The sequence below is a fragment of the Paenibacillus sp. y28 genome, from assembly GCF_037137075.1.
GTDB lineage: Bacteria > Bacillota > Bacilli > Paenibacillales > NBRC-103111 > JBBBNV01.
The window spans coordinates 17,575-42,888 of the sequence record NZ_JBBBNV010000003.1 but is presented as its reverse complement, the minus strand read 5'-3'; the positions used below and the strand labels follow the sequence as shown (position 1 = coordinate 42,888).

Sequence of the window (25,314 nt, the reverse complement as noted above, 5' to 3'; positions counted from 1 at the left end):
TATTATCGCGTGGCTGGCTCCGATGCAGGGCGTGATCCTCCTGGCTGCACAATCGCTAGGGCGTCAGAATAAATCAGGTTTGGCTCCTGCGCCCGCTTTCCGGTATAATAGACGCAGGACGATGGAATGAGGATGGAGATAATGGACCGTAGAGAGATGACCATTTATGAGGCTTTAGGCGGAGAAGAGACCATTCGAAGGCTGGTGGAGGCCTTCTATCCCAAAGTGCAGGCACATCCGCTGCTCGGACCGCTGTTTCCAGAACATATACAGCCGGTCATGGACAAGCAGTATCTGTTTTTATCCCAATTTTTCGGCGGGCCGCCGCTTTACTCGGAGCGTTACGGTCATCCGATGATGCGAGCGCGGCACCTGCCGTTCCCGATTACTCCGCAGCGTGCGGAGGCGTGGCTGGACTGCATGAACAGCGCGCTATCAGAGCTTCAGCTTGCACCGGAATTGCAGCATTTTGTCATCGAACGGCTGCGCGGACCGGCAATGCATTTTGTGAACACCACAGACGGAGGAGATCCCACGTGATTGAGGTTGAACCGCTTTATCAAATCCAAGTCACCTGCATTCAGTGCGAAAGTACGTTCCAAACTTCGCGGATTCGGCCAAGCTTCAAAAAAGCGAAGCGGTCAGACACCGATTTTTGCTTATATTTTGATCAACGTGTGAATCCTGAATTTTATGTGGTCCGGGTTTGCCCTTCCTGCGGCTTTGCCAGCACGGAAAATTTCTCGCCTTCGATGTCTCCGGCTGCCCGCAAGGAGTTTACGGACAAAATCAGCAAGCAGTGGACAAAGAAAAACTATGGCGGCGAACGCAGCTGGGAAGAGGCGCTTCATACATACAAGCTTGCACTCCTATGCGCCCAGCTCAAAAACGAGAAGCAGCGCGTCATAGCCGGTCTGCTGCACCATATTGCCTGGATGTACCGTTATAAGCAAATGGAGGCGGAGGAACGGCGTTTCATGCAGTTTGCGCTGGAGGCGTATATCCGGGTATTCGAAACAGAGGAGCTGGAGGATAATAACGCCCGGCTGATGTACTTGATTGGCGAGCTGAACCGCAGGCTTACGAATTACAACGAAGCGGTGCGCTGGTTCTCGCGCGTGATTCACGACAAAAAAATAATGGATGCCGGTATGATTCGCGCTTGTCGTGAGCAGTGGATGGCCACCCGGGAGGATATGCTGGCGGCCAAGCTCGAGCTGCCGGAGGAAATGCTGCAAGCTCCGAAATAAGCGCCATGGTAACATAGGTCTCTTCATGTCAGCTGCTAGCGTAGGAATAGAAACGATGGAGTGCAAACTGTCCGCAGTTTGCGCTCTTTTTCTGTGACCATCCCCGCATACTGGAGATGCGGCAATGAAGCCATGACTGCTGTAGCGCGGACGCAGGCTGGTTGCGTGAACTTGGCTATGCCATGTGAGGCGAGTCCATATGGAGCGAAGGGCTCGTACAAGATTTTCACAAAACTGCAACAACCCTAGCCCTTTTGAGCCATTTTGTTTCGGTGTGAAATCAGGTAAAGTACAAAAGGAAACGATGTCCGATATGAGAAGCAGACCGATGGCCCTGAGCGGGTGGAACTTTGTTGATGCAGGAGGTGCTATTTATTGTGTGGGCTAGACGAATTGCCGGATTCTTCATCATTCTGTTATGCCTTATGTCCCCCGTGTCCGTCTGGGCCCACGCTTCGCTGGAGGAGGCTGTGCCGGCTCCGGGCAGCCAGCTGTCCGCCGCCCCTTCTTCTGTTGTACTCACGTTCAATGAAGGAATAGAGAATCAGGTGTACAGCCTGCAGGTGTTTGATCAGGACGGCAAACCTGTAACGGACCGCAAGGCAGCCGTCAGCGAGAACCGCCGCCAGCTGTCGCTGGACTTGCCCAAGCTGGACACGGGCTGGTATACCGTCAGCTACAAGGTCATTTCAGCCGACGGTCATCCGATCAGCGGCTCTTACGTCGTGACGGTTGGCAGCGCTGCATCCGGCGCTTCCGCCGAAACTGCCGCTCATAGTCACGAGCATGATCTTTCGTCCGACATGGAGCCGCTGCACTGGGCGATTTTTGCCGCAAGAATGGTGTATTTCATCGTGCTGCTTCTTTTGGCTGGCTGGGTGCTGTGGAGCGTTATTTCACCGGCTCGTCCCGAGCATATCCGGGATACCGACGCAGCCTGGTCCTTTCATTTGCAGGGCGCCTTCCTGCTGGCGCAAATCGTTCTGATTGCACTGCAAATGCAGCTGCTGATTGACGGCTGGGAGGCCGAGCAGCTCATCGGCTTGTTTTTCGGGACGACGGTCGGCTTGTCCTGGGTCAGCTCACTCTGTCTCGGCTTTATCGGGCTGGCGGTGCTTCACCGCTGGAGGTGGGCCGATGGCGTCTGGGTGCTGCTGCTTCTGGCGGCCAAAAGCGTCAATGGCCACGCCATGGCCTATGATCCGCCGCTTCGGACGGTCGCATTAGACCTGATACATCTGCTTGCTGCGGCGGTCTGGGCCGGAGGATTGTTTTATCTGGCGGTTCATTGGCGCAAGCACCGGGAGCATGCGCTGCAGTTTTACCCGTTATTCTCCAGGGCAGCGTTCGGCAGTATTGCCGTCCTGACTGTCACCGGAACGATATCGGCGCTTCTCTATTCACGCAAGCTGCAGTATTTGCTGGAAACCCAGTGGGGGCTGCTGCTGTTTATCAAATGCGCTTTGGTGGCGCTGGTCATCGCTGCCGCAGGCTGGATGAGGCTGCTCGTTAAGCGGGGCAAGCTGCAGGGCGCGGCGGCTTTACTGAAGCTGGATGTGGCGCTGATGCTGCTCATTTCCTGCGTGGTCGGCATATTCACCTATCTCAGCCCGACCCCGGCCAATACGCCGCTGTATTGGCATGAAATGGGGACAACGATTCATATGAGCGCGAATATTACGCCGAATGTCCCCGGCAACAACAATATTCGGGTCAAGGTATGGCTGCCGGAGAAGCAGGGGAAGCCGCCCAAAACGGTGCAGCTGTATATGACGAGCCTGGATCGGCCGGAGGTGGCCCCGATTGAAGTTCCGCTTGCGCCACTGGAGGGAGCTATCGGCTTTGCCGAATTCCCCGACTTCAAGGATTACCAGTATTCAAGCCAAGGACCGTACCTGCCGTTTGCCGGCAATTGGGAGGTTCAGGTGCGGGTCATGGACCCGGAGGATAACGAAACGGTGTACCGGAAGGAAATCAGGATTTATTGAACCGCTGCTGCTGTTGCTTCGAATATTCCCATTAAGAAAGGATAGATTGAGTGTGAACATGAAAACATGGATGTCGGCCTTATCCGCCGTATTGCTGTCAATGGTGCTGTTCGCGGGCATAGCCAGTGCGCATGTCAACGTGTACCCGAAGGAATCGGTGCAGGGAACCTATGAGGTATTTACTGTACGGGTGCCAAGCGAGAAGGAAAGTCCGACGGTGAAGGTAGAGCTGAAGTTTAGCGTCGAGGAGGTTGCCGTATCCCGGGTGGAAGCGAAGCCGGGCTGGACATACCAATTGACCAAGGACGCCGCTGACAAAATTACAGGAATCGTATGGACCGCAAGCGGCGAAGGACTGCTGGCTACCGAGTTCGGCGAGTTTAAGCTGCAGGGTAAGGTAGCAGACAGCGCGAAGCAAATTACATGGAAGGCGTATCAAGCCTACAAGGACGGCAGTGTGGTGGAATGGACCGGCGCGTCCGATTCCAAGACGCCGGCCTCTGTGACTGCTGTTAAAGCCAAGGATGCCGGCGCTGCAACGGACAGCCACGGGCATACGGCTTCGGCATCAGCTCCGGCTGCAGCCACTCCGGCTCCGGCCGCTGCTTCCACGGAAGCTGCCGCCGCACCGGCTGCCAGCAGCGCTCCGCTGTATTTCTCCGTGGCAGGGATGCTTCTTGGCGCTGTGGCGCTCATGGTTTCACTTCGCAAAAAATCACGCTAATCCGCCGCGCTTCGCCAAAAAAGCAAGCCGGGCGCCAAGCTTGTTGCTTAGCGCCGCAGCTTGCTGGCAGCGAGCAGGTAATCGTTATCGGTATCAATGAGTGTAACGCTGCCATGGCAGCATGGAAAGACGAGCAGCTTCTTGCGTCCTTCGCGGATGTGGATGAGCTCGTCTTTTTTCATGGGCAGCAGCACGTTCTCCGCTCGGCAGAACGGGCACTCGGAGACGTACACGTCCTTGCCGATAACCTCATAAGGCCATGTCTGCTCGAACGGAATCATGGCTGACGCTCCGTCCGGGGCTCAGCTGTGCCGCCCGCCGGGGATTGTGTATCCCGGTCGCTGCTGGTCCCGCCGGCTGTCTGCCCGCCCGTTGCTTCGTCCGAAGCCGCGCCTGCAGTGCTGCTTGCCTCCGCTTGCTGCTCGGCCTTGGCCGCCTCCATCATTTTTTGCATCAATATGTGCTTGGGCATGTGCATCAGATGCTCTAGCGGCACATTCAGCTTCTTGGCCAGCATTTGCGCTGTTTCCGGTGAGATTTGTAATGGTTTCATGACCGCACCTCCGCATTCGTATACATGTAACAATACCGGGTTTTGCCCTCGGGAGCAAGCGGAGGCTAGCGGCGTCTCTGAACACCGGATCGGAACGGGCGCGGGCTGGGATCGGAATTTGAACGGGAGAGTGGGGATACCACATTGGTCTTGCGTTTGTCCTATTGCTGCATTCGCCTGATTGGAATAGAGGGGCTGCATGCGTCGTTGTCCGTCCGTATCAGCTCAATCCAGCAGCCCGCTCTTGTCCGGCTGCGTGTTCCCGGGAGGCGGCGATGCCACACACCATTGGGTTTTGCCACAAACTGTGGTTTAATAACGTAGAGACGATGTCAATTTTGTGAAAAAGTGAGGAGATGTGCATGCAGCAGCTTTCGCAAACATGGGACTTGGATGTGTTTTTTCCCGGGGGGAGCGCTTCGCCGCAGTTCGCGGCGTTTCTGGATGAGCTGGAGCAGGAAATACGCGCCTTCGGCACCGCATTGAAAACAGCGCAAGCGCCTGTCTCTGCAGACAGCGGCGATGCGGCGGCCTTGACGGGGCTTGTGGCGTCCATGCAAAGCATCCTGCTCCGGCTGCGTCAAGGCGAGTCGTTCACGGCGTGCCTCAGCGCGGAGCAGCAAAGCGATAAAAAGGCGGTCCAACTGTCCGGACGCCTCAAAAGCCTGTCTGCGGCGTATACGGCTTCTCTTGCCCGGCTCGATGAGCTGATTCGGGATATGCCGGACACCGTCTGGGCGGCATGGCTGGATCAGCCAGAGCAGCAGGCCGTGCGCTTCCCGCTCGCGGAGCGGCGCAAGCAGGCCGGAGAGCGGCTGCCGTCCGAGCTGGAGTCGCTTATCGCGGACCTGGCTGTCGACGGGTATCACGGCTGGGGGGAAATGTACAACACCGCGGTAAGTCAGGTTCAGATTCTGTTTTCGGAGAACGGCGAAGAAATCCGGCTTTCTGCGGGCCAGGCTCATAATAAGCTGCATAGTCCCGACCGGGCGGTGCGGGAGCGCGTATTCAGCGCCTGGGAAGACGCATGGGGCCAGGCAGCGGACTTTTGCGCGGATGCCTTGAACCATTTGGCCGGCTTCCGGCTGCAGGTCTATAAGCATCGCGGCTGGACCGATGTACATAAGGAGCCGCTGGATATAAACCGGATGTCCGGACGCACGCTGGACGCGATGTGGTCCGCCATTGACCGGCGCAAGCGTATGCTGGTTCGCTACATGGACCGGAAAGCGAAGCTCATTGGTGTGGAGAAGCTCGGCTGGCATGACGTGGAAGCGCCCGTCGGGAATTCGGCAAAGCACTACAGCTTCGATGAAGCGGCGGATATGATCGTGACCCAGTTCCGCCGGTTCAGCCCGAAGCTGGCCGAGTTCGCCCAAATGGCGTTCGACGAGCGCTGGATTGAGGCGGAGGATCGGCCCGGGAAGCGTCCGGGCGGCTTTTGTACCGCTTTTCCCGCCAGCGGCCAGACACGCATCTTCATGACCTATGCCGGGACTGCCTCCAATGTGTCGACACTCGCACATGAGCTGGGCCACGCGTATCATCAGCATGTGATGACGGATATGCCGGCCTTGGCCCAGGAATACGCGATGAATGTCGCGGAGACCGCCTCCACCTTCGCAGAAATGATCGTGGCGGATGCCGCAGTAAAGCTTGCCGCGAGTCCCGAAGAAAAGCTGGCGCTGCTGGAGGATAAAGTGCAGCGGTCCGTTGCTTTTTTCATGAACATTCATGCCCGGTTTTTGTTTGAAACGCGGTTTTATGAAGCGCGCCGTCAAGGATTGGTCGGCGTAAGCGAGCTGAACCGACTGATGGAAGAGGCCCAGCAGGAAGCCTTTTGCGGTGCGCTTGGGAGCACTCATCCTCATTTCTGGGCGTCGAAGCTGCATTTTTACATTACCGAGGTGCCGTTCTACAACTTCCCGTATACGTTCGGGTATTTGTTCAGCTCCGGGATTTATGCCCGGGCGCTTAAGGAGGGGCCGCAATTCGAGGACCGCTATGTGGCTCTGCTGCGGGATACGGCCAGCATGACCGTAGAGGATTTGGCCCGCAAGCATCTGGAGGTTGATTTGGAGCAGCCGCAGTTTTGGGATGAAGCGGTGCAGCTGGCCATGGAGGATGTGGAAGCGTTCCTGCAGCTTACGGAATAAAACGCCCGTCCGTTCGCGCAGTGACCCGTCAGGCATGATTCAAGATTTACCGCTCTGAATAGAAGGATTGAAAAGGACTTTAGCCCCGACTGGAGGACCCGGTTCTGGGGCTTTTGCCATTACCTGTAAGTGCTGGCGTGGTTCACGGGAGTCATTTTTCCGGGCGGCCCCCTAAAAGACCGTTTTTTATGCGATAATATATGGTAACAAGCTTCCGGATGCACGGCAGGCATGAAGGTTAGGAATAAAGCGCTGTTGAAAGGAAGAGGATGATATGTCACTGGACAATTGCAAGCGCTGCGGCACGCTTTTTGCGAAATCGCTCTCGATGTATTGTTCTGCCTGCCAGTCCGTGCAGGATGGAATCTATATGCAGGTCCGCAATTATTTAAAAACAAATCCCCGCAGCACGATGCTGGACATTCATGAGAACACCGGAATTCCGCTGGCGAAGCTGCTGGAGCTGCGGCGAGACGATTACGCTCCTTTTTCCCGATAATTTAGGGGGTTAGTTCATTAGGCCTACAAACAAAGGTTTGTGGGCTTTTTTCATTTTTTGTCTGTCGAACAGTACAATTTCTGTAAAATTATGTTGATTCTATGAAATTCAGTAGACTATAATGTGACATAAGACCCATAAAAATGACAAGGTATGATAAAAGGGGTCGTATCAGGAAAGGGGGGAATATCAACGATGGAGCTTCCACTGGCGAGACAGATGGATATGGTCTTCAGACAAATTGGCCATGAATTGATGCAGCTCACTTCGGGCACCATTTTCGTACAAATCCGCAACGACAGCATCGGAAAGTTCGGGATCAAGCACTTGCCGCTGGAAAGCAAGGACGGACAGCTGAAGCCGCAAGGAGAAGGGTTATCGGAAAGCCAGGTCAATTCATTACGCAACATGGCCATCGAAGCGTTGAAGCACAAAAGATGGACACACGGGGAGATTATGTTCGATTTTACCGTTCGACAAAATCTGCTTTGCACAAGTGTCCAGTTTGAATCAAATTACAATATGTCTGCACTCCTTTACCAGCGTGATCAGCGCATGGCGCAGTAGTCACATAAGGTACAAATTACCTAAATTTATTTTGGGACTTGATTGTTTTTATTTTATCATTTTATGCATTTTCATTTCATCGGACTTATACTTTCATCCTGTTCGGGATGAAATATGATTGGGGTCGGTAACCTGCTGGGGACCGGCTTTTTGATTTTATGACATGTGATCCATGGTAATCGTTCGTTTGAGCGGCAGATTAGCTTTTTCTGGAGGTGATCCTGTGACGCAGTCGGACTTGCGGCAGATGCTTGTTCGCAAACTGGCAGTCGCTTATTTTACTTCCTGGACCATTGTCCTTTGGGTCTCCTTTCCTACTACCGCGTTAGAAGGAGCCGCCTGGAATGCGGCTGGAAATTATATGTCATGGGTTTTCATCCTTGCGTTATACGCAGCTCCCGCCATCTTTGTCTATGGGAGTCTGGTTTCTTCTCTCCTCGAAGCAGCAGCTTTGAAGTTAAGAATGAAGGGCCCGCGTGAGGTGGTCGTATCCGGTTTGCTTCATGTCGTATTTGGATTGTGCTACGGCTTCGTCCTTCAATCCTCCCTGTTGAGCATCATGGGGGGAGCTGCGGCAGTCCTTTTCTTCAGTTGCGACCGAATTATCGTTCGTGTCATTCCGAGCCTTACGAAGAAAACCCGATGGATTTCCTTCACGGCCCCTGTTCTCTTGTTGATTCTCATCGCAGGTTCCATCTATGCGACATCACCGGCAATGCCGCCGTTTACGGCAAAAGATGCTGTTCAATTTGCCACTTCCGGAAACGGCACTACGATTGACCGATTTCCGAAGGAAGAGGGCCAAGTGAAGCTAAACATTGGAGGCTATCATGTTGAGCGGGAAACGAAAGTAGAAGAAACGGCCCAAAAGGAAACTTACCATGTGGTGTTCACCGAACGCTGGCATAAAGATGAAGATAAGGGTCAATATCGGATGATCTATGAGGTCAGCCGCGGAAGCATGGGAGCCCAGGGAGGAGAGGGCGAGGAGCCTCCATATTTGCAGTTCAAGTAACGGCGGTTCTTGCGGCGGTTCGGTTGCTGTAACGTCGTTCCCTGGAATGATTCAGCAGCATTTGTTATGCTAATCGAATAAGCATCTGAATTTTTAAGCAGGAGCTTGTAATTTCAGGTGCGAATGTGAAGCTCCCATAAAAATCCCGGATCATTCGCACCTCGAAATTTGTCGAAATCAGTAAAGGTTGTTAGGATTGACAGAAAGTCAAGAATGAATTAATGTTTTTTATGTATGATTATTGCGGCAAAAAATGGATTATTCATGCTATAATAGCATGAAAACGATTTATTTCGCTGTCGCACTCCGTATGGAGTGCGTGGATTGAAACCAATCTGACGACCATACGGAGGATTCATCCAGCAGTCGCACTCCGTATGGAGTGCGTGGATTGAAACAAAGGAGCAAAAAGGAATTGTCATGCTTGAATCGGTCGCACTCCGTATGGAGTGCGTGGATTGAAACGACAAACTTGTCCAGTCTCCAGTCCCCGCCCGTAGTCGCACTCCGTATGGAGTGCGTGGATTGAAACCGTTGCAATCCGGCTTGGCACCCCAAGCAGCCGGGTCGCACTCCGTATGGAGTGCGTGGATTGAAACTACCCACACAACGAGGATACAAAGTAACCTGTAACGTCGCACTCCGTATGGAGTGCGTGGATTGAAACTACGTGATGGCGGGTATGTTGCTGTAACAAAAAGAGTCGCACTCCGTATGGAGTGCGTGGATTGAAACCTTGATGAAATCTTTGTCCAAACCAGTTTCACCCGTCGCACTCCGTATGGAGTGCGTGGATTGAAACAAACTTGTCCGTTAACAATCTATCTCAACTGCCGTCGCACTCCGTATGGAGTGCGTGGATTGAAACTAACTCAACGGCAAACTTGAACTCGTCGTTTGCCGTCGCACTCCGTATGGAGTGCGTGGATTGAAACATGATTAATCTCCCCTGTTTTTATGTCTGGCTTGTCGCACTCCGTATGGAGTGCGTGGATTGAAACATTTCCACGACGGTCGTCAGCAGCGGGGTGATTCCCGTCGCACTCCGTATGGAGTGCGTGGATTGAAACTCCAATGGCCTCCCGCTGGTGCGGGCCGTCATGCCGTCGCACTCCGTATGGAGTGCGTGGATTGAAACTGGTATTTGCTCTAGATGAGTTTACTGTTTTGGGTCGCACTCCGTATGGAGTGCGTGGATTGAAACCGTTTATTGGCGCATCCAAGGTGAAAGTGTTACCAGTCGCACTCCGTATGGAGTGCGTGGATTGAAACTTGAAAAGACGAAAGCCAAGCTGTCCAAGATTGAAGGTCGCACTCCGTATGGAGTGCGTGGATTGAAACCGACAGCGTACAACATATTGAATATTAAGTAACGTGTCGCACTCCGTATGGAGTGCGTGGATTGAAACAACAGGAATTTACCCCCTAAGTTTACGCAGAAGCTTGTCGCACTCCGTATGGAGTGCGTGGATTGAAACTGGACAGCAAACCGATTGTATTTCAGATCGTTTGTCGCACTCCGTATGGAGTGCGTGGATTGAAACAACAACCGCTGCAGCCTCCTCCGGCGTCATGCCCTCCGTCGCACTCCGTATGGAGTGCGTGGATTGAAACTGCCCGAGCGGATGCCTGTCCAGACGCGGCCGGCGTCGCACTCCGTATGGAGTGCGTGGATTGAAACGCACAGGATGAATTCATGTCCTTGTACTTTCCAGTTGTACTCCATACGGAGTGCGTGGATTCGTGGAGTGAAACTTCCAGTACCGACGCTACTTACGGTCCACCGGGCCGCACTCGATATGACTCATCGTACACCTATAGGAAAATGCCGGGTTTAAACGGATTCACAACAGGAATATCAAACGAATATCACTTAGCCCCCCTTCGAACAGACAGGAGACTGTTTGGTTGAAGGGGGTTTTTATGATCCATTGTCGAAATTTAGTGTTAAATTTTCCAATTTTTTAAAAGATTAAGAAGGATTTAATTAAATAGCGTCGAAAGTAGTTTTAGGACATATCGCATGAAATACCAATGGAGTATAGGCGAATTTTCATGTTTATGGAGGACATATGGACTATATTGCTCACATTCGTCACAAGGACAGCAAAATTCAGACCGTGCAGCAGCATCTGGAGGAGGTCCGGGCGGGCTGCGAGCGAAATGGCGATAAAATCGGAGCTACATATTTGGCAGGCTTGACCGGCCTGCTGCATGATATGGGCAAGCATACAGACGAATTCAAGACATATATTCAAGAAGCGTTCAACAACCCCGGAGCTCCTCCTCGAAGGGGATCGGTGGACCATTCTACAGCAGGCGGACGGCTGCTGTATCGCCGTTATCACCAAAAGGCCAAAACGCTGGAAGACAAGCTGACAGCAGAGTGGCTGGCTAACTGTATTATCTCGCACCATCAGGGATTAAGGGATTTCCTTGCTCCTGAATTGGACTCCCCATTTCTGGAACGTGTGGCTGTAAAGGAATTGAAGGAATATGAACAAGCAGAGGCCGTATTTTTTGACAAGGTGGCCGCAAGTGAGTTAGACCGTTATTTTGCGCAGGCGAGAGACGAATTGGCGGATTTTCATCAAAAGTACCGCCTCTCCCCGATTATTGCTTCGCTGCTGATGAAATATATATTTAGCTGCCTGATCGACGCGGATCGGACAAACACCCGGCAATTTGAAGAAGACGAACAACCGGAGCCGCACACAAGCAACCAGTCTTTTTTTGAAAGAAGCTATGATGCTTTAATGAACAGGCTTGGGGAATATGATCGGGATCAGGATGCGGACAAGCCGATTAACCGGCTGCGGCGGGACATGTCGCTTCAATGTGAAGCAGCTGCGATGCGTCCGTCAGGCATCTACACGTTGTCCATTCCTACAGGTGGCGGGAAGACGCTGGCCAGTCTGCGTTATGCGCTCAAGCATGCTTTGGAGTACGGGAAAGAGCGAATTATTTATGTCGTGCCATATACAACGATTATTGAGCAGAACGCCGCTGAAATCCGGGATATTTTGCAGGAGCACGAATTGATTCTGGAACACCACTCCAACGTCATTGAAGAACAAGGGGAAGAGGGAGAAGATTACGACGTTCGCAAGAAAAGCTTGAAGCTGGCCAGAGACACATGGGATCGCCCGATTATTTTTACGACCATGGTTCAGTTTCTGAATACGTTTTATGGCAAGGGGACACGTAATGTAAGAAGGCTGCATCAATTGGCCAATGCCGTGCTGATTTTTGATGAAGTTCAGTCTGTTCCGGTCAAATGCATTTCGTTATTCAACGCCGCTCTGAATTTCCTGTATCCGTTAGGGCGTTCCAGCGTGCTGTTATGTACAGCGACCCAGCCGGCGCTCGATTTTGTAAAGCATAAGCTGAATCTCTCCGAGCAAGCCGAACTGATTGAGAATATTAGCGAGGTTGGACACAGCTTTAAACGGGTTGAGGTGCTGGACCGTACAACTCCGCTAGGCTGGGGAGCTGAAGAATTGGCATCCTTTGTTCGGGACAAAATGGTTGAGGTTCAAAGCGTATTGATCATCCTGAATACGAAAACGGCGGTCCGCAAGCTGTTTGCCCGACTTGAAGAAGAGCCTTGGCTTCGTGACACCAATGTGAAGCTGTTCCACCTAAGCACGAACATGTGCGCAGCTCACCGTAAGGATGAGCTATCCAGGATAAAAGCTGCCCTTAAGGCCGAAGAACGGGTGATTTGTGTCAGTACGCAGCTTATTGAGGCGGGAGTGAATATCAGCTTTGAGTGCGCGATTCGATCTCTAGCGGGACTGGATTCGATTGCGCAGGCCGCAGGCCGGTGTAACCGCCATGGCAAGGATGCCCTGCGGGAAGTGTATATTATTCAAGCTGCTGATGAGAGCTTGACGCATTTGCCGGAGATTCGAATCGGAGCGGAGATGACAAAGCGGATACTGTATGAATTTGAGCAGGAGCCCGGGCGATTTGGGCATGATTTGCTGTCAGCCTCTGCGATGCAGGCTTATTTTGAATATTATTATACTCGCATTCAGAACGAAATGGATTATCCCATACCGAAGCTGGGCAAGCAGCTGTTTGATTTGCTCCATTACAATAAAGACTATTTTGCAGCCTATAGGAATAAGAGGGGAAAAAATCCTGAAATCATCAGCCGCTCTGCCTTTGCGACGGTCGAGCAGCATTTTGAGGTTATCAGCAGCAGCGCCAGATCCGTGCTCGTTCCTTATAACGAGGAGGCGCGGGAGTTCATTGAGGAGCTGAATGGGGAACTGGAGGCTGGAGAGCTGGGGACGTTACTCAGAAAGCTCCAGCCGTATGTGGTCAATATGTTTGAACATGAGTTCAGGAAGCTTCATACAAATCAGGATGTGTATCCCTTGTTGCACGGTCATGTGCTGGCCCTGAGAGAAATCGCCTATTCCAAGCGGTTCGGGGTTGAAACCGATGGGGAAGGGGAATGGCAGTCGGCGATTGTTTAATTTGTAAAGGAGGGCTTGGATGCGAAATCAAATTGAGTTCGAGGTTTACGGGAAATATGCACTCTTTACCGATCCACTCACCAAAATCGGAGGGGAGAAATTCAGCTACCAAATTCCTTCATTTCAAGCGCTGAAGGGAATTGTAGAATCCATATACTGGAAACCGACCTTGATCTGGTATGTGGATGAAGTGCGGATTATGAACGTTATCCAAACGGAGTCCAAGGGTATTCGTCCTATTGAATATAGCGGGGGCAATACGCTTGCTTATTACACCTATTTGAAGGACGTGCGGTATCAGGTGCGGGCCCATTTTGAATTTAATCCGCATCGGGAAGATTTGATTTATGACCGTAACGAGCATAAGCATCACAATATTAGCAAACGCGCAGTACAGGCCGGGGGCCGCCGAGACATTTTTCTTGGCGCTCGTGAATGTCAGGGATATGTGGAGCCTTGTGTTTTTGGTGAAGGGGAGGGCTTTTACGATGACATTCAGGAAATCGATTTCGGTACCATGGTTCATGGCATCAGCTATCCGGATGAAACCGGGACCAATGAGCGTGTGACGCGCTTATGGCGAGCCAGGATGGAACGGGGGGTCATCCGTTTTATTCGCCCCGAGGAGTGTACGTTAACCCGGAAGACAGGGGAAGGGGTAGCGAAAGCATTCGGCCCGGGGAATATGCAAGCTGCCGATGAACTGCTGGAGCAGCTTGTTCGAGGAGGAGGTGAATGAGTGAGCTGGCTTGCGAATTTAAACAGGACCTATGAGCAAAACGAGCGTGCCATTGGACAATTTGAAAAAAAGAGCAATGACCGCGAGTACGCTTTAATCCCGGTTTCTCACACGACACAAAGCGCTCATATCGAGATTCACTTAGATAAATATGGTAATTATGTGTCTGCTAAAGTGGTGGAAGAAAACGATGCCAGCACCATTATACCGTGCACGGAGGCTTCGGCCAGCAGAGCAGGCACGAATCCTGCTCCACATCCGCTGTTTGACAAACTGGTTTATGTAGCAGGGGATTTCACCCGTTATTGCGGGGAGGTTAAAGGAACGCCCCATACGGATTATGTCCATCAGCTACGTTCCTGGTGCCAGTCATCGTTTGCCCATCCCAAGGTGGAGAGCGTTCTTCGTTATGTAGAGCAAGGAACGCTAATGACCGATTTAATTCGGGATAAAATATTGTGGCTCGATGAGCACAGCAGGCTGATGGACAAATGGACAGGTTCGGCTGAGGAGAAGCCGGAGTTATTCAAAGTGCTCTCGGCAGACCAGAGTGCGGCTTTCGTTCGATTTGCGGTGCGTGTACCCGGGGAGGCAGAGGACAGGCTATGGCGTGATCGCTCTGTACAGGAGTCGTTTATTCAGTTTTATGATCATCTGCTGACGGAGATCGATCTATGCTATGTCACAGGCAAGCAGCTTCCTTATGCAGACAAGCATGCTTCACGAATCCGTAATTCGGCAGATAAATCCAAGCTGATTTCAGCAAATGATAAGAATGGTTTTACGTACCGGGGCAGATTCCGCACCAGCAGGCAAGCAGCGGCTGTTGGATACGAAGTATCCCAGAAGGCGCATAATGCATTGAAATGGCTGATTGAGCGTCAATCCTTTACGATCGATGGCAAGGTATTTCTGGTGTGGGGGACCGAATCACTGGAAATGCCGGACCCGCTTGGGGATATGTCCAGCTTGTATGCACCAGAGGAGGATGAACCATCCGCCGGGGATGTCGCTCATAAAGAATTTGCGAACCGAATCCGGCTGGCTATGGGCGGCTATCGTTATGACGGAGATTACCAGGCGAAGGTGATTATTATGATTCTGGATGCGGCAACCCTGGGGCGAATGTCGATGGTGTACTACCGCGATATGAATAAGGAGCTGTTTCTGAACCGATTGGAGAGCTGGCACAGCACCTGCTTCTGGCTGCACCGCTATAAGAAAAATCAGGACGACAAACGGATTACCTTCTATGGCGCTCCGGCTACGCGTGATATTGCTTTTGCTGCTTACGGCTCAAGAGCAAACGATAAGCTTGTCAAGGGACTCATGGAAAGAATGCTCCCTTGTATTGTTGATGGCCGAAGCATTCCCCTTGATATTGTGCGAAGCGCAGTGAACCGCGCCTCCAATCCGGTCGGGATGGAGGAATGGGAGTGGGAGAAGACGCTGGGCATCGCTTGCGCATTAGTGAATAAAGCGAATGAGAAGGAGGGGTTCAAGGTGGGATTGAATACGGAGAACACGGATCGGAGCTATTTGTTTGGCAGAATGCTGGCGATTGCAGATGTACTGGAACGAAGAGCGCTTGGTCGGGAGGAGAAGCGGGCTACGAATGCAATTCGTTATATGAATGCATTTGCACAGCGGCCTAGGCGGACCTGGACCATTATCCAATCCAACATTCAGCCGTATCAGGCAAGGATGGGTACAGAGGCTGGATATTATAATCGCCTGCTAGATGAAGTTGGTGCCCAATTACAACCGGAGGATTTTACGGACAGGCCATTAAGCGGGCTGTACCTGCTCGGGTTTTACAGCCAGCGCCATGATTTGTATACGCCCCAAAAGAGCAAGCCAGGGACCGAAGCTGAGCCAGGACAGGACCACCCAAATGACAACGAAGAATGATAACGAAGCAAATAGACTAACGAAGCATAATTGATAAAAAGGAGAGAGATACATGAGCACACTTGATCGCAAAATTGATTTCGCCGTTGTTTTGTCTGTCCGCAATGCCAATCCGAATGGGGACCCGCTGAACGGAAATCGCCCCCGGCAAAACTATGATGGACATGGCGAGATCTCGGATGTCTGCTTGAAAAGGAAAATTCGCAATCGCCTGCAGGACATGGGGGAGACGATTCTCGTACAATCAGACGAGCGGCGGGGAGATGCGTATCGGAGCATTAAGGAGCGAGTGGACGCTAACCCGGATGTTCAGGAATATGCAAAGGGCAAATCGCAAAATAACGAGCTTTATGCCCAGGCAGCCTGCAAGTCATGGATAGATGTGAGAAGCTTTGGACAAGTTTTTGCTTTTAGCGGTTCCGATGTATCGATCGGTATTCGTGGTCCGGTATCGATTCATACGGCTGTCAGTTTGGACCCGATCGACATTTCCAGCATGCAGATTACGAAGAGCGTCAATGCTGTAACCCCCAAGGACCCGAATAAGAAAAGCTCGGATACGATGGGGATGAAGCACAGGGTCGACTTTGGCGTGTATATTTTTTATGGAAGCATCAACACGCAGTTGGCAGAGAAAACCGGATTCACATATGAAGATGCAGAGAAAATTCGGGAAGCGTTAAGAACCTTGTTCGAAAATGATGCTTCCTCTGCCCGCCCGGATGGAAGCATGGAGGTGTACCGCCTGTTCTGGTGGGAGCATGAATCCAGACTGGGACAATATTCCTCGGCCAAAGTCCACCGCTCTTTGCAGGTGCGTTTAAAGGATGATGTCCACGAAGGGAAATCAATCGAGGATTACGTGTGCACACTCCAGCCACTTGAAGGCTTACGTGTACAAGAGTATGCAGGGCTATAACGAAGAGGAATACTTGCTGCTTTCAGGGATTCAGCATTTCAATTTTTGCAGAAGGCAATGGGCCTTAATTCACATCGAACAGCAGTGGGAAGAAAATGTGCTTACAGTAGAAGGCACACATCTTCATCATAAAGCCGATCAGCCGACCATCCGCGAAAAAAGGGGAGACAAGCTGATTGTCCGTGCATTGCCGGTCTATTCAAGGCAGCTTGGGATTACAGGAATTTGCGATGTGGTTGAATTCATCCGTGATCCGGGCGGCATACCACTGGCCGGGGAGGAAGGGCTTTACCTTCCTTATCCTGTTGAATACAAGCGTGGCAAGCCCAAAAGAAATGATTCGGATCGTTCCCAGTTAATCGCTCAATTGATGTGTCTGGAGGAGATGCTGGTCTGTCAACTCTCCAGCGGATACCTCTATTATGATGAAATAAAACACCGTGTCGAAGTCACGGTTACCCCTGCCGATAGAGAACAAGTCAAGAAGAGCCTGAGCGAAATGCATCATTATTTTCAAAGGAATCATACGCCAAAAGTGAAAACAGGGCCCCATTGTCAAAGCTGTTCTTTGCAGCGGGTTTGCTTGCCTGAAATGCTGAATCAAAGAACCGTTTCAAGCTTTATTGAAAGCAGGTTGCTGGAATGAAAAAGCTGCTGAACACACTATTTATTACAACGCCGGATACGTACTTATCCCTGGATGGCGAGAATATCGTGATTAAACACGAAGAAGGAGTTCTTGCGCGATATCCTTTGCACAATCTCGAAGCGGTCTGTACATTCGGCTATGCAGGAGTAAGCCCGGCCTTAATGGGGGCTTGCGCTACGCGCAGCATCGCGCTTACGTTTATGACCCGAAGCGGACGTTTTTTGGCCCGCGTCATCGGAGAGGATCGGGGCAATGTGGTGCTTCGAAAGGAACAATATCGCATTTCGGATGATAAGAACCGAAGCGCGCTGCTGGCCAGAAACATGATTTTGGGTAAACTATATAACAACAAATGGATTTTGGAGCGTGCTTCGAGAGACTACCCTCTCCGAATGGATATTCCTCAAATCAAGCGTGTGACGGCATCCTTGACAGAGACGATGAAGCTTGTCCGCAGCGTGGAGGATTTGGATGTCCTACGCGGCCTGGAAGGTAGTGCGGCGGTTCAATACAATTCGGTGTTTGATGATTTAATCTTGCAGCAAAAGGAACACTTCTTCTTTCATGGGCGGAATAAGCGTCCACCGCTGGATAATATGAATGCGCTGCTGTCCTTTACATATACTTTGCTTTCTAATGATATGGCCGCAGCTCTGGAGGCGGTTGGTCTGGATGCATATGTTGGATTTCTGCACAGGGATCGGCCGGGGCGGGCTTCTTTAGCGCTGGATGTTATGGAAGAGCTTCGAGGTGTGTATGCGGACCGTTTTGTACTTTCCCTGGTGAATAAGCGGATTATTCATGAAGATGGCTTTTATCGGAAAGAAAACGGTGCGGTGATTATGGACGATGACACGAGAAAGAAAGTATTGAAGGCGTGGCAAGAGCGAAAGCAGGAGAAATTGCTTCACCCCTTCTTGAACGAAAAAATCTCCTGGGGACTTGTTCCCTATGCACAAGCTTTGCTTCTGGCCCGGCACATTCGGGGAGATTTGGACGAATATCCTCCATTTTTGTGGAAGTAGGTGTCGGATTGCTCATACTCATTACATACGATGTAAGCACATCCAGCAAAGAAGGCAGAAGAAGGCTGGCTCAAGTTGCGAAGAAGTGTCTGGATCATGGGCAGCGGGTTCAAAATTCCGTGTTCGAATGCATCCTGGACTCAACACAGCTTCGGCGGTTAAAGTATGAATTGGAAGCGATAATCGATGAAACAACGGATAGCTTACGCTTCTATAATTTAGGGGACAACTATAAAACCAAGGTTGAACATGTAGGTGCCAAATCATCTTATGATATGGAAGGTACCTTAATCATTTGAGGTGCGAATGTGAAGCTCCCATGAAAATCCCGGATCATTCGCACCTCGAAATTTGTCGAAATCAGTAGAAGATATGATGTTTGATAGAAAGTCAAGGATTGATTAATATTTGTTTTACATGATTGTTGCGGGAAAAATTGATTTTTCATGCTTTGGCGGCATGAAAACGATTTAATTCGCGGTCGCACTCCGTATGGAGTGCGTGGATTGAAATCGCCGCTTGACGGTCATAATCTGCAAGCTTGTACGGTCGCACTCCGTATGGAGTGCGTGGATTGAAATGATTTCTTGAACTTCGCCGCCAGCCACACGGATGTGGTCGCACTCCGTATGGAGTGCGTGGATTGAAATGTTGTTGTGATTAACGAAAGCCTTTGGCGATACGTCGCACTCCGTATGGAGTGCGTGGATTGAAATTTCCAAGAAGGAGAATGTCTTGACTCGCGTCGATGGTCGCACTCCGTATGGAGTGCGTGGATTGAAATACAGCAACCGAAACGGACATTGTCGAGATCATAACAGTCGCACTCCGTATGGAGTGCGTGGATTGAAATATCGGGAGTAGTGCCGTCAAAATACTCCTCCAATTGTCGCACTCCGTATGGAGTGCGTGGATTGAAATTCTCGATTTCCTTCACTGTGACGCCCGGCTCCTGGGTCGCACTCCGTATGGAGTGCGTGGATTGAAATTTAATGGCATTTGTTTTGGCTCAAGAGCAGGATGCTTGTCGCACTCCGTATGGAGTGCGTGGATTGAAATCGGCGGAGTGGTGGCAAGTGGTGGGGCAATAAGCGTCGCACTCCGTATGGAGTGCGTGGATTGAAATTCTGCGTGTATACGGGGCTGGGGCTCCTGCTCCGTCGCACTCCGTATGGAGTGCGTGGATTGAAATTATTACGATGGATTTTGAATATCTCAACAATGTTGTCGCACTCCGTATGGAGTGCGTGGATTGAAATAACAACGGGTCATCTGCTGCAGGAAGGACCAGAGTCGCACTCCGTATGGAGTGCGTGGATTGAAATTATCCAGCTGAGCAAGGATGCAGTTAGCAAGGTCAGTCGCACTCCGTATGGAGTGCGTGGATTGAAATGCCAGTGGAATCAAGTACTCATTAAGGAAGCGATGTCGCACTCCGTATGGAGTGCGTGGATTGAAATATTCCTGAATAGATGAAGGGATATGCACCTGCTGTCGCACTCCGTATGGAGTGCGTGGATTGAAATGGTCGCATTTCATGAAATGGTTCACAGTACCGGGTCGCACTCCGTATGGAGTGCGTGGATTGAAATGATAAAAAAAATTGCGGGTAAGGCGAAGGATGCTAGTCGCACTCCGTATGGAGTGCGTGGATTGAAATAGGCCATTGGCTGTAATAATAGCCGCAGCAACCTGGTCGCACTCCATATGGAGTGCGCGGATTGAAATACTCTGGCCATTTTTTCCGCACCGCGCGCAGCTCCCAGCGCGCGGTGTTTCGCTGCATGACGGCGGTCGGTCGACCACATAACTAGCCGGCATTTACAAGCCGGTCGCACTCCAAACGGAGGGCGCGTATCCGACACCAAATGGAATTTACAGGAGAGCCATACCTCGACATAGGTATTGAGCGCCAAGCAACAAAAGCGTCTATGCGCACCGGATTTCAAGGTGCGCATAGACGCTTTTGTTCAGGTTCTAATATCAGCTTGTGCAGGCAGTCCTGTAAACAGTTCAAGCAGCACCAGTAGTAGCACCAGAGTGCCTAGACAGGGCTTCCCGCCCGCAATACGAGTACGCCGGTTGCAGGCAGATCAGCTTCACCGCTGAGCACGCGCCCGCTAATCAAATCGGTATGCTGTCCGGCAGGAAGGGTGACCTTCGCCGGCTGGGCCAGGTGGTTCAGCACGAACCAGTAGCGCTGGCCGTTCGCTGCTTGACGGCAGGTTACTTCGATTCCGGCTGGCGCTTGGAACGGCGCTTCGATGCCCAGATCAGAGGTGATGCTGTCCAGCAGCTCCGCCAGCAGACGGGCTTCGGGCTGGGTGCCGACGTAGTAGGCGCGGCCTTGGCCGAAGCGGTTTACTGTTATGGCCGGAGAGCCAGCGAAGAAATCCTCGGCGAAGCAGGCCAGCGGCTCTGCTCCTTCCAGCCGGATGACGTCGGCCCATAGGGTGCAGGAGGCCTCCGTCAGCGGCGAGCGGTCCGAAGGAAGCAGGCGGTTCGTATCTCCCGGCAGCATCGGATCGAATTCTTCGACCTGTATGCCGAGCAGCTTCCGCAGGGGGGCCGGGTAGCCGCCGAGATGAATGCGGTCATTCTCATCCACAATACCGCTGAAGAAGCCGACAAGGAGTGTTCCTCCGGCGGAGACAAAGCGCTCCAGATTATCTGCCACCCCAGGCTTCACCATATATAAATTCGGGGCGATGACGAGCTTGTAGCCGCTCAGGTCGCTATCCGGCTGTACGAAATCGATGGCGATGTTGCGCTCGAACAGCGGCTGATAATAATTCATGATTTGCTCCAGGTACAGAACGTCCCGGCTCGGCTTGGAATCCAGCTCCAGCGCCCACCAGTTGTCCCAGTCAAAGAGAATGGCCGCTTTGGTATGGATGCGGGTATCGACCAGCTCGTCGAGCTTCCTGAGCTCCTGTCCGAGCTGCTCCACCTCACGGTATACGCGGCTGTTCTCGTCTCCCGTGTGGCTGACCATGGCGCCATGGAATTTCTCTGCGCCTGCGGCGGACTGCCGCCACTGGAAGAACAGAATGCCATCGCCGCCATGGGCAAGCGTCTGGTAGCTCCATAGCCGCATAACGCCGGGGCGTTTCACCGGATTGCGGCGCCGCCAGTTGACCTGGCTGGTAACCTGCTCCATCAGCACGAAGGGCTGTCCCCCGCGCAGGCTTCGCATCAGATCGTGCGCTGCCGCAGGCTGCACCGGGATGCCGCCCTTTGGCTCGGGATAGCTGTCCCAGGTAACCAAATCGGCGTGCTTCGCCCATCGGAAGTAATCCAGCGGTTTGAAGAAGCCCATAAAATTAGTCATGACCGGAATATCCGGGGTCACTTCCTTGAGAATGCGATGCTCGTTCAGGTAGCACTCCAGCAGGCTGTCATCCATGAAGCGGGCGTAGTCGAGCTGCTGGCCCGGGTTAGCGAAGGTCGGTGCTTTGCGCGGGGGCTGAATTTGGTCCCAGCTGTAATATTTCTGGCTCCAGAAGTTCGTGCCCCACCGCGCATTCAACTCGTCCAGCGTGCCATACCGCTGCTTCAGCCAGACACGGAAGGCGGCTGCACTTTCTTCGCTGTAGCAGCGGGATACATGACAGCCGTATTCGTTGTTAATGTGCCACATGGCAAGCGCAGGATGCTCCTTGTACCGCTCGGCGAGCTGCCGGACGAGCCGAGCGCAGAATTCCCGGTAGGTGCTGCTGTTCGGGCTGTACTGCTGTCGGCCGCCAAAGGAATACTGCACTCCGTTCTCATCGATGGGCAGAGTGTCCGGGAATTCCAGCGCCATCCAAGCGGGCGGCGAGGCGGTAGCTGTAGCCAGGTCGGCATAAATGCCATTGTCCGCCAGCAAATTCATCAGCTTATCCAGCCAGGTGAAATCGTACGTATTCCGATCCGGCTGCAGCACAGCCCAGCTGAAAATACCGATGCTGACCAGATTGACGCCGGCTTTGCGCATCAGGCGCATATCTTCAAGCCAAACCTCCTCCGACCACTGCTCCGGATTATAGTCGCCGCCATAGTACAGGTGGGGCAGCTTCGCAGTTCTCCAATCCAACATTCTACAGGCCTCCTCAAAAAAGGTGATGGTTCACTTGTAATGGTAACGATTAGCATGCTTTGAAGCAGAGACGGATTACCGTTTGCGTACGCTTCCATTCCCTGTCAGGAATGGACACGGGCGTTGTCCCCGGAAGAGGGAAGTACATCCGTTTAACTGAAATAGTATAACGATATGAATATGATAAATCGGAATACTGTTGTATATCAATCGAATAATATTCATGTTAGTATAACGATATTCATGTATGAATGGAGGAGGTGAGTGCGTTGAACGAATGCTTATTCCGCACGCTGACGGAGGCGGATTTGAGGCTGCCCTTTTATATGACGGGAAGCGGGGGCTGGAATAATCAGGAGACGGTCCTCCGGGAGCAGGGCTTTCCTGATTACCAGTGGATTCAGTGCCTGGAGGGAGAGGGGGTTCTGATGACGGAGGGCTTCCGCGAGACTGTAGGCCCGGGCCAGGGCATGCTGCTGTTTCCGCACCAGGCGCATGAATACCGGGCGGTTCAGGAGCCATGGAGAGTCCGCTGGGTCACCTTTGGCGGCAAGCACGCGGAAGAGCTGCTGGCGGGGCTTGGTTTTACACATTCTGAGGTACTGTATGTCGCCTATCCTGAAATGACTCTGGCTCGGCTTCAGGATATGGAGAAGGCGGCGCGCACGGAAGGGGCGATGGCCTGCTTCGAAGCGTCCAGGCTTATTTACGATTTGCTGCTGGATTTGCACCGCTACGGCTCGGCAGGCGAGCAGCGTTCCGCCCAGCGTCACTATGAGCGCTTGGCCCCGGTACTGGCTTACATCGAGCAAAATTATGCCCGGCAGCTGACGCTGGAGGAGCTGGCGGATGAACTGAGTGTCACAGCACAGCATTTGTGCCTGCTGTTCCAGCAGACCCTGGGCTTGCGCCCGTTCGAATATGTCAACCGCTGCCGTATCCGCAAAGCGAAGGAAGCGATGCTGCGGGAGCCGTCCCTCCGTGTGCAGGATGTGGCCGGTCAAGCCGGATTCGAGCATGTAAGTTATTTTATTAAAAGGTTCCGGCAGCTCGAAGGAATGACGCCGAGCCAGTTCCGGCGGCTGTACTTGTAAGCTTGGATGAGGCCGGCTGCGTCATATGGAATCGTGCTTCATGCAAACCCTGCTTCACGCAAACCCTGCTTCATGCAAAAATCCCCCACATGATGTGTGGCGTGGAGGGGTTCTGGAGCCAGGGGGCTTGTCAGGCGGAGGCTCCGGCGGAAACGGAGAGCCCGGGCTTATGGACGTTTATATCCTTCAGCAAACCATCGATAAAGCACCCAAAGATTTCGACGGTATCATGTAAGCGTGTAACAGCGGGAGACGGAACCGAAGTGCGTCAGGGGGTAAAGGCTGTTCTTGTGCAGCGGTTTCGTGAAGGTCCTGATGGAATATTGAAGGCGAGCCTCCTGCACAGACTGCGGGAGTTTTTTCTGCGGCGGTATGACAGCGTACGTGCGGTACGTGGTCGACCGACCGCCGTCATGCAGCGAAACACCGCGCGCTGGGAGCTGCGCGCGGTGCGGAAATTCGATAAAAAAAGCACGAACCCCGAAGGCTCCGTGCCTAATTCTCGCTTTGCAGCCGCTGCATGAAATCCTCGGCCGCACTGTAGCCCTGCTGGCGCAGGTACCAATTGTTGGCCGCCGCCTCTACAAGGCCCGCTACATCGCGTCCCGGCTGCAGCTGAATCTCAATATGCGGAATTTTGATATCCATATATTCTACAAACTTCGGCTCCAGCTCCAGGTCATTGTTGAGCGCGTCGTTCTGCCACTTGGTCAGCTCAATGTCAAGCACGATCCGGGTCTCGTCCTGGAAGGCGCTCCGGCCGTACAACCGGGAGACATTAATCAGCCCGATGCTGCGCAGGGCGAGAAATTCCTTCGTTTTGCCGCTGTGTGTGCCCAGAATCGTTTCGGGCCCTATCTTTTTCAGCACAACGATGTCGTCGGCGACAAGCCGGTGGCCGCGGCGGATCAGGGTATGCGCCGTTTCGCTTTTGCCTACGCCTGATTTGCCTCGCAGCAGAATGCCGATGCCTGCTACATTGACGCAGACCCCGTGCACCGCAATCTCCGGCGCAAGCGCCTTGGCGAGATAGCTGTCGATTAGCTCGACGCAGCGGGCCGTCGGCATCGGGGTACGCAGCAGCGTGATGCCTTCTTCCTCGCAGTGCTTTTTCAGATACGTCAGCCCGTCGAGATTGCGGGTAACGACGAAGCAGGGCGGACGGTACTTGACGATATTGCCGATATGCAAATTGCGCTCGTCCTCGCTGAGCTTGTGCAGATAGTTAATCTCCTTGCTGCCCAGCACCTGGACATGCGCATGCGGGAAAAAATCAAAGTACCCGACAAACTCCAGACCCGGACGATTTGCCCGCGGCTTTGGAATAACAGCGTGCATATGCTCGCCGCCGGCCAGCACCTCAAATGAGAAGCGCTGAACCAAATCATGAACCGTGACCGATTTCATGGCTGCCTTGCTCTCCTTCCTCATGACTAGCTTCAAAGGGTTGAACATACGTATTCTACATGACGGCGGGATTCCCTTTTTTACGAACCGACTGAATTACCGGCAGCAAGAGCTATATTCACCCTGCTGCATACCTGCACGCCAGAGCAAAGCTCTGTATGAAATACAGGCGTTCCCGGCTGCAGCGGGCAAGCATAATTCGGAAATTGCATACATTTTGGACAGCAGTTCATGCTCCGTTCATATTGGTATG

Annotated in this window: 20 protein-coding genes and 2 CRISPR repeat arrays; of the genes, 16 read left to right on the top strand and 4 right to left on the bottom strand. The window is 52.5% G+C overall.

The window, feature by feature from the left end:
- Positions 1–141: 141 nt before the first annotated feature.
- The 4 genes from WBG83_RS04750 to WBG83_RS04735 all read left to right on the top strand — a co-directional run bounded on the left by WBG83_RS04750 (position 142) and on the right by WBG83_RS04735 (position 3,962).
- Positions 142–540 carry a globin domain-containing protein gene (locus WBG83_RS04750; RefSeq protein ID WP_336743177.1) on the top strand — a complete coding sequence of 133 codons (399 nt, stop codon included), beginning with the start codon at positions 142–144 and terminating at the stop codon, positions 538–540.
- Complete coding sequence (locus WBG83_RS04745; protein WP_336743400.1) at positions 540–1,250, top strand: DUF2225 domain-containing protein; 711 nt, start codon at positions 540–542, stop codon at positions 1,248–1,250. The genes WBG83_RS04750 and WBG83_RS04745 overlap by 1 nt, the downstream gene beginning before the upstream one ends.
- 377 nt (positions 1,251–1,627) lie before the next feature.
- Positions 1,628–3,238 carry a copper resistance CopC/CopD family protein gene (locus WBG83_RS04740; protein ID WP_336743175.1) on the top strand — a complete coding sequence of 537 codons (1,611 nt, stop codon included), beginning with the start codon at positions 1,628–1,630 and terminating at the stop codon, positions 3,236–3,238.
- 58 nt (positions 3,239–3,296) lie between these two features.
- A complete protein-coding gene (locus WBG83_RS04735; protein WP_336743399.1) occupies positions 3,297–3,962 on the top strand; it encodes a YcnI family copper-binding membrane protein in 666 nt (221 codons plus the stop codon).
- Between the two features lie 47 nt (positions 3,963–4,009).
- Here the strand turns inward: WBG83_RS04735 and WBG83_RS04730 are convergent, their stop codons facing one another.
- A complete protein-coding gene (locus WBG83_RS04730) occupies positions 4,010–4,243 on the bottom strand; it encodes a hypothetical protein (RefSeq protein ID WP_336743174.1) in 234 nt (77 codons plus the stop codon).
- Positions 4,240–4,515 carry a YycC family protein gene (locus tag WBG83_RS22565; protein WP_442955790.1) on the bottom strand — a complete coding sequence of 92 codons (276 nt, stop codon included), beginning with the start codon at positions 4,513–4,515 and terminating at the stop codon, positions 4,240–4,242. Before WBG83_RS22565 ends, WBG83_RS04730 begins: the two co-directional genes overlap by 4 nt.
- A gap of 362 nt (positions 4,516–4,877) precedes the next feature.
- On the opposite strand from WBG83_RS22565, the gene WBG83_RS04720 reads away from it, so the two are divergent.
- From WBG83_RS04720 to cas2, 11 genes are all read left to right on the top strand, one after another.
- Positions 4,878–6,671: a M3 family oligoendopeptidase gene (locus WBG83_RS04720; RefSeq protein WP_336743172.1), complete on the top strand. Its 1,794-nt coding sequence runs from the start codon at positions 4,878–4,880 to the stop codon at positions 6,669–6,671.
- Between the two features lie 274 nt (positions 6,672–6,945).
- Entirely contained in the window at positions 6,946–7,170 is a 225-nt protein-coding gene (locus WBG83_RS04715; RefSeq protein WP_336743170.1) for a hypothetical protein, read from the top strand.
- Between the two features lie 195 nt (positions 7,171–7,365).
- A complete protein-coding gene (locus WBG83_RS04710; protein WP_336743168.1) occupies positions 7,366–7,737 on the top strand; it encodes an O-methyltransferase in 372 nt (123 codons plus the stop codon).
- Positions 7,738–7,909: 172 nt separating this feature from the next.
- A complete protein-coding gene (locus WBG83_RS04705) occupies positions 7,910–8,752 on the top strand; it encodes a hypothetical protein (RefSeq protein ID WP_336743167.1) in 843 nt (280 codons plus the stop codon).
- A gap of 298 nt (positions 8,753–9,050) precedes the next feature.
- Positions 9,051–10,433: a CRISPR direct-repeat array (repeat unit 33 nt; unit sequence GTCGCACTCCGTATGGAGTGCGTGGATTGAAAC).
- 391 nt (positions 10,434–10,824) lie between these two features.
- Positions 10,825–13,239: a CRISPR-associated helicase Cas3' gene (gene cas3 / locus WBG83_RS04700; RefSeq protein WP_336743165.1), complete on the top strand. Its 2,415-nt coding sequence runs from the start codon at positions 10,825–10,827 to the stop codon at positions 13,237–13,239.
- A 19-nt stretch (positions 13,240–13,258) separates the two neighbouring features.
- Positions 13,259–13,978, top strand: a complete 720-nt coding sequence (cas5c, locus tag WBG83_RS04695; RefSeq protein ID WP_336743163.1) for a type I-C CRISPR-associated protein Cas5c — start codon at positions 13,259–13,261, stop codon at positions 13,976–13,978.
- Complete coding sequence (cas8c, locus tag WBG83_RS04690; protein ID WP_336743161.1) at positions 13,979–15,889, top strand: type I-C CRISPR-associated protein Cas8c/Csd1; 1,911 nt, start codon at positions 13,979–13,981, stop codon at positions 15,887–15,889.
- 52 nt (positions 15,890–15,941) lie between these two features.
- Entirely contained in the window at positions 15,942–16,808 is an 867-nt protein-coding gene (gene cas7c / locus WBG83_RS04685; RefSeq protein WP_336743159.1) for a type I-C CRISPR-associated protein Cas7/Csd2, read from the top strand.
- On the top strand, positions 16,795–17,454 hold the full coding sequence (cas4, locus tag WBG83_RS04680; protein ID WP_336743398.1) for a CRISPR-associated protein Cas4: 660 nt from the start codon (positions 16,795–16,797) through the stop codon (positions 17,452–17,454). The genes cas7c and cas4 overlap by 14 nt, the downstream gene beginning before the upstream one ends.
- Entirely contained in the window at positions 17,451–18,482 is a 1,032-nt protein-coding gene (cas1c, locus tag WBG83_RS04675; RefSeq protein WP_336743157.1) for a type I-C CRISPR-associated endonuclease Cas1c, read from the top strand. The genes cas4 and cas1c overlap by 4 nt, the downstream gene beginning before the upstream one ends.
- Positions 18,483–18,490: 8 nt before the next feature.
- Positions 18,491–18,781: a CRISPR-associated endonuclease Cas2 gene (cas2, locus tag WBG83_RS04670; RefSeq protein ID WP_336743155.1), complete on the top strand. Its 291-nt coding sequence runs from the start codon at positions 18,491–18,493 to the stop codon at positions 18,779–18,781.
- A gap of 181 nt (positions 18,782–18,962) precedes the next feature.
- Positions 18,963–20,210: a CRISPR direct-repeat array (repeat unit 33 nt; unit sequence GTCGCACTCCGTATGGAGTGCGTGGATTGAAAT).
- 316 nt (positions 20,211–20,526) lie between these two features.
- On the opposite strand, the gene WBG83_RS04665 is transcribed toward cas2, so the two are convergent.
- The gene (locus WBG83_RS04665; protein WP_336743153.1) at positions 20,527–22,560 is read right to left on the bottom strand and encodes a beta-galactosidase; all 2,034 of its coding nucleotides are present in this window, start codon (positions 22,558–22,560) and stop codon (positions 20,527–20,529) included.
- Positions 22,561–22,829: 269 nt separating this feature from the next.
- Here WBG83_RS04665 and WBG83_RS04660 point away from each other — a divergent pair, with 269 nt between their 5' ends.
- Positions 22,830–23,654, top strand: a complete 825-nt coding sequence (locus WBG83_RS04660; RefSeq protein WP_336743151.1) for an AraC family transcriptional regulator — start codon at positions 22,830–22,832, stop codon at positions 23,652–23,654.
- A 495-nt stretch (positions 23,655–24,149) separates the two neighbouring features.
- Here the strand turns inward: WBG83_RS04660 and hprK are convergent, their stop codons facing one another.
- A complete protein-coding gene (gene hprK / locus WBG83_RS04655) occupies positions 24,150–25,061 on the bottom strand; it encodes an HPr(Ser) kinase/phosphatase (protein WP_336743149.1) in 912 nt (303 codons plus the stop codon).
- Between the last annotated feature and the right edge of the window lie 253 nt (positions 25,062–25,314).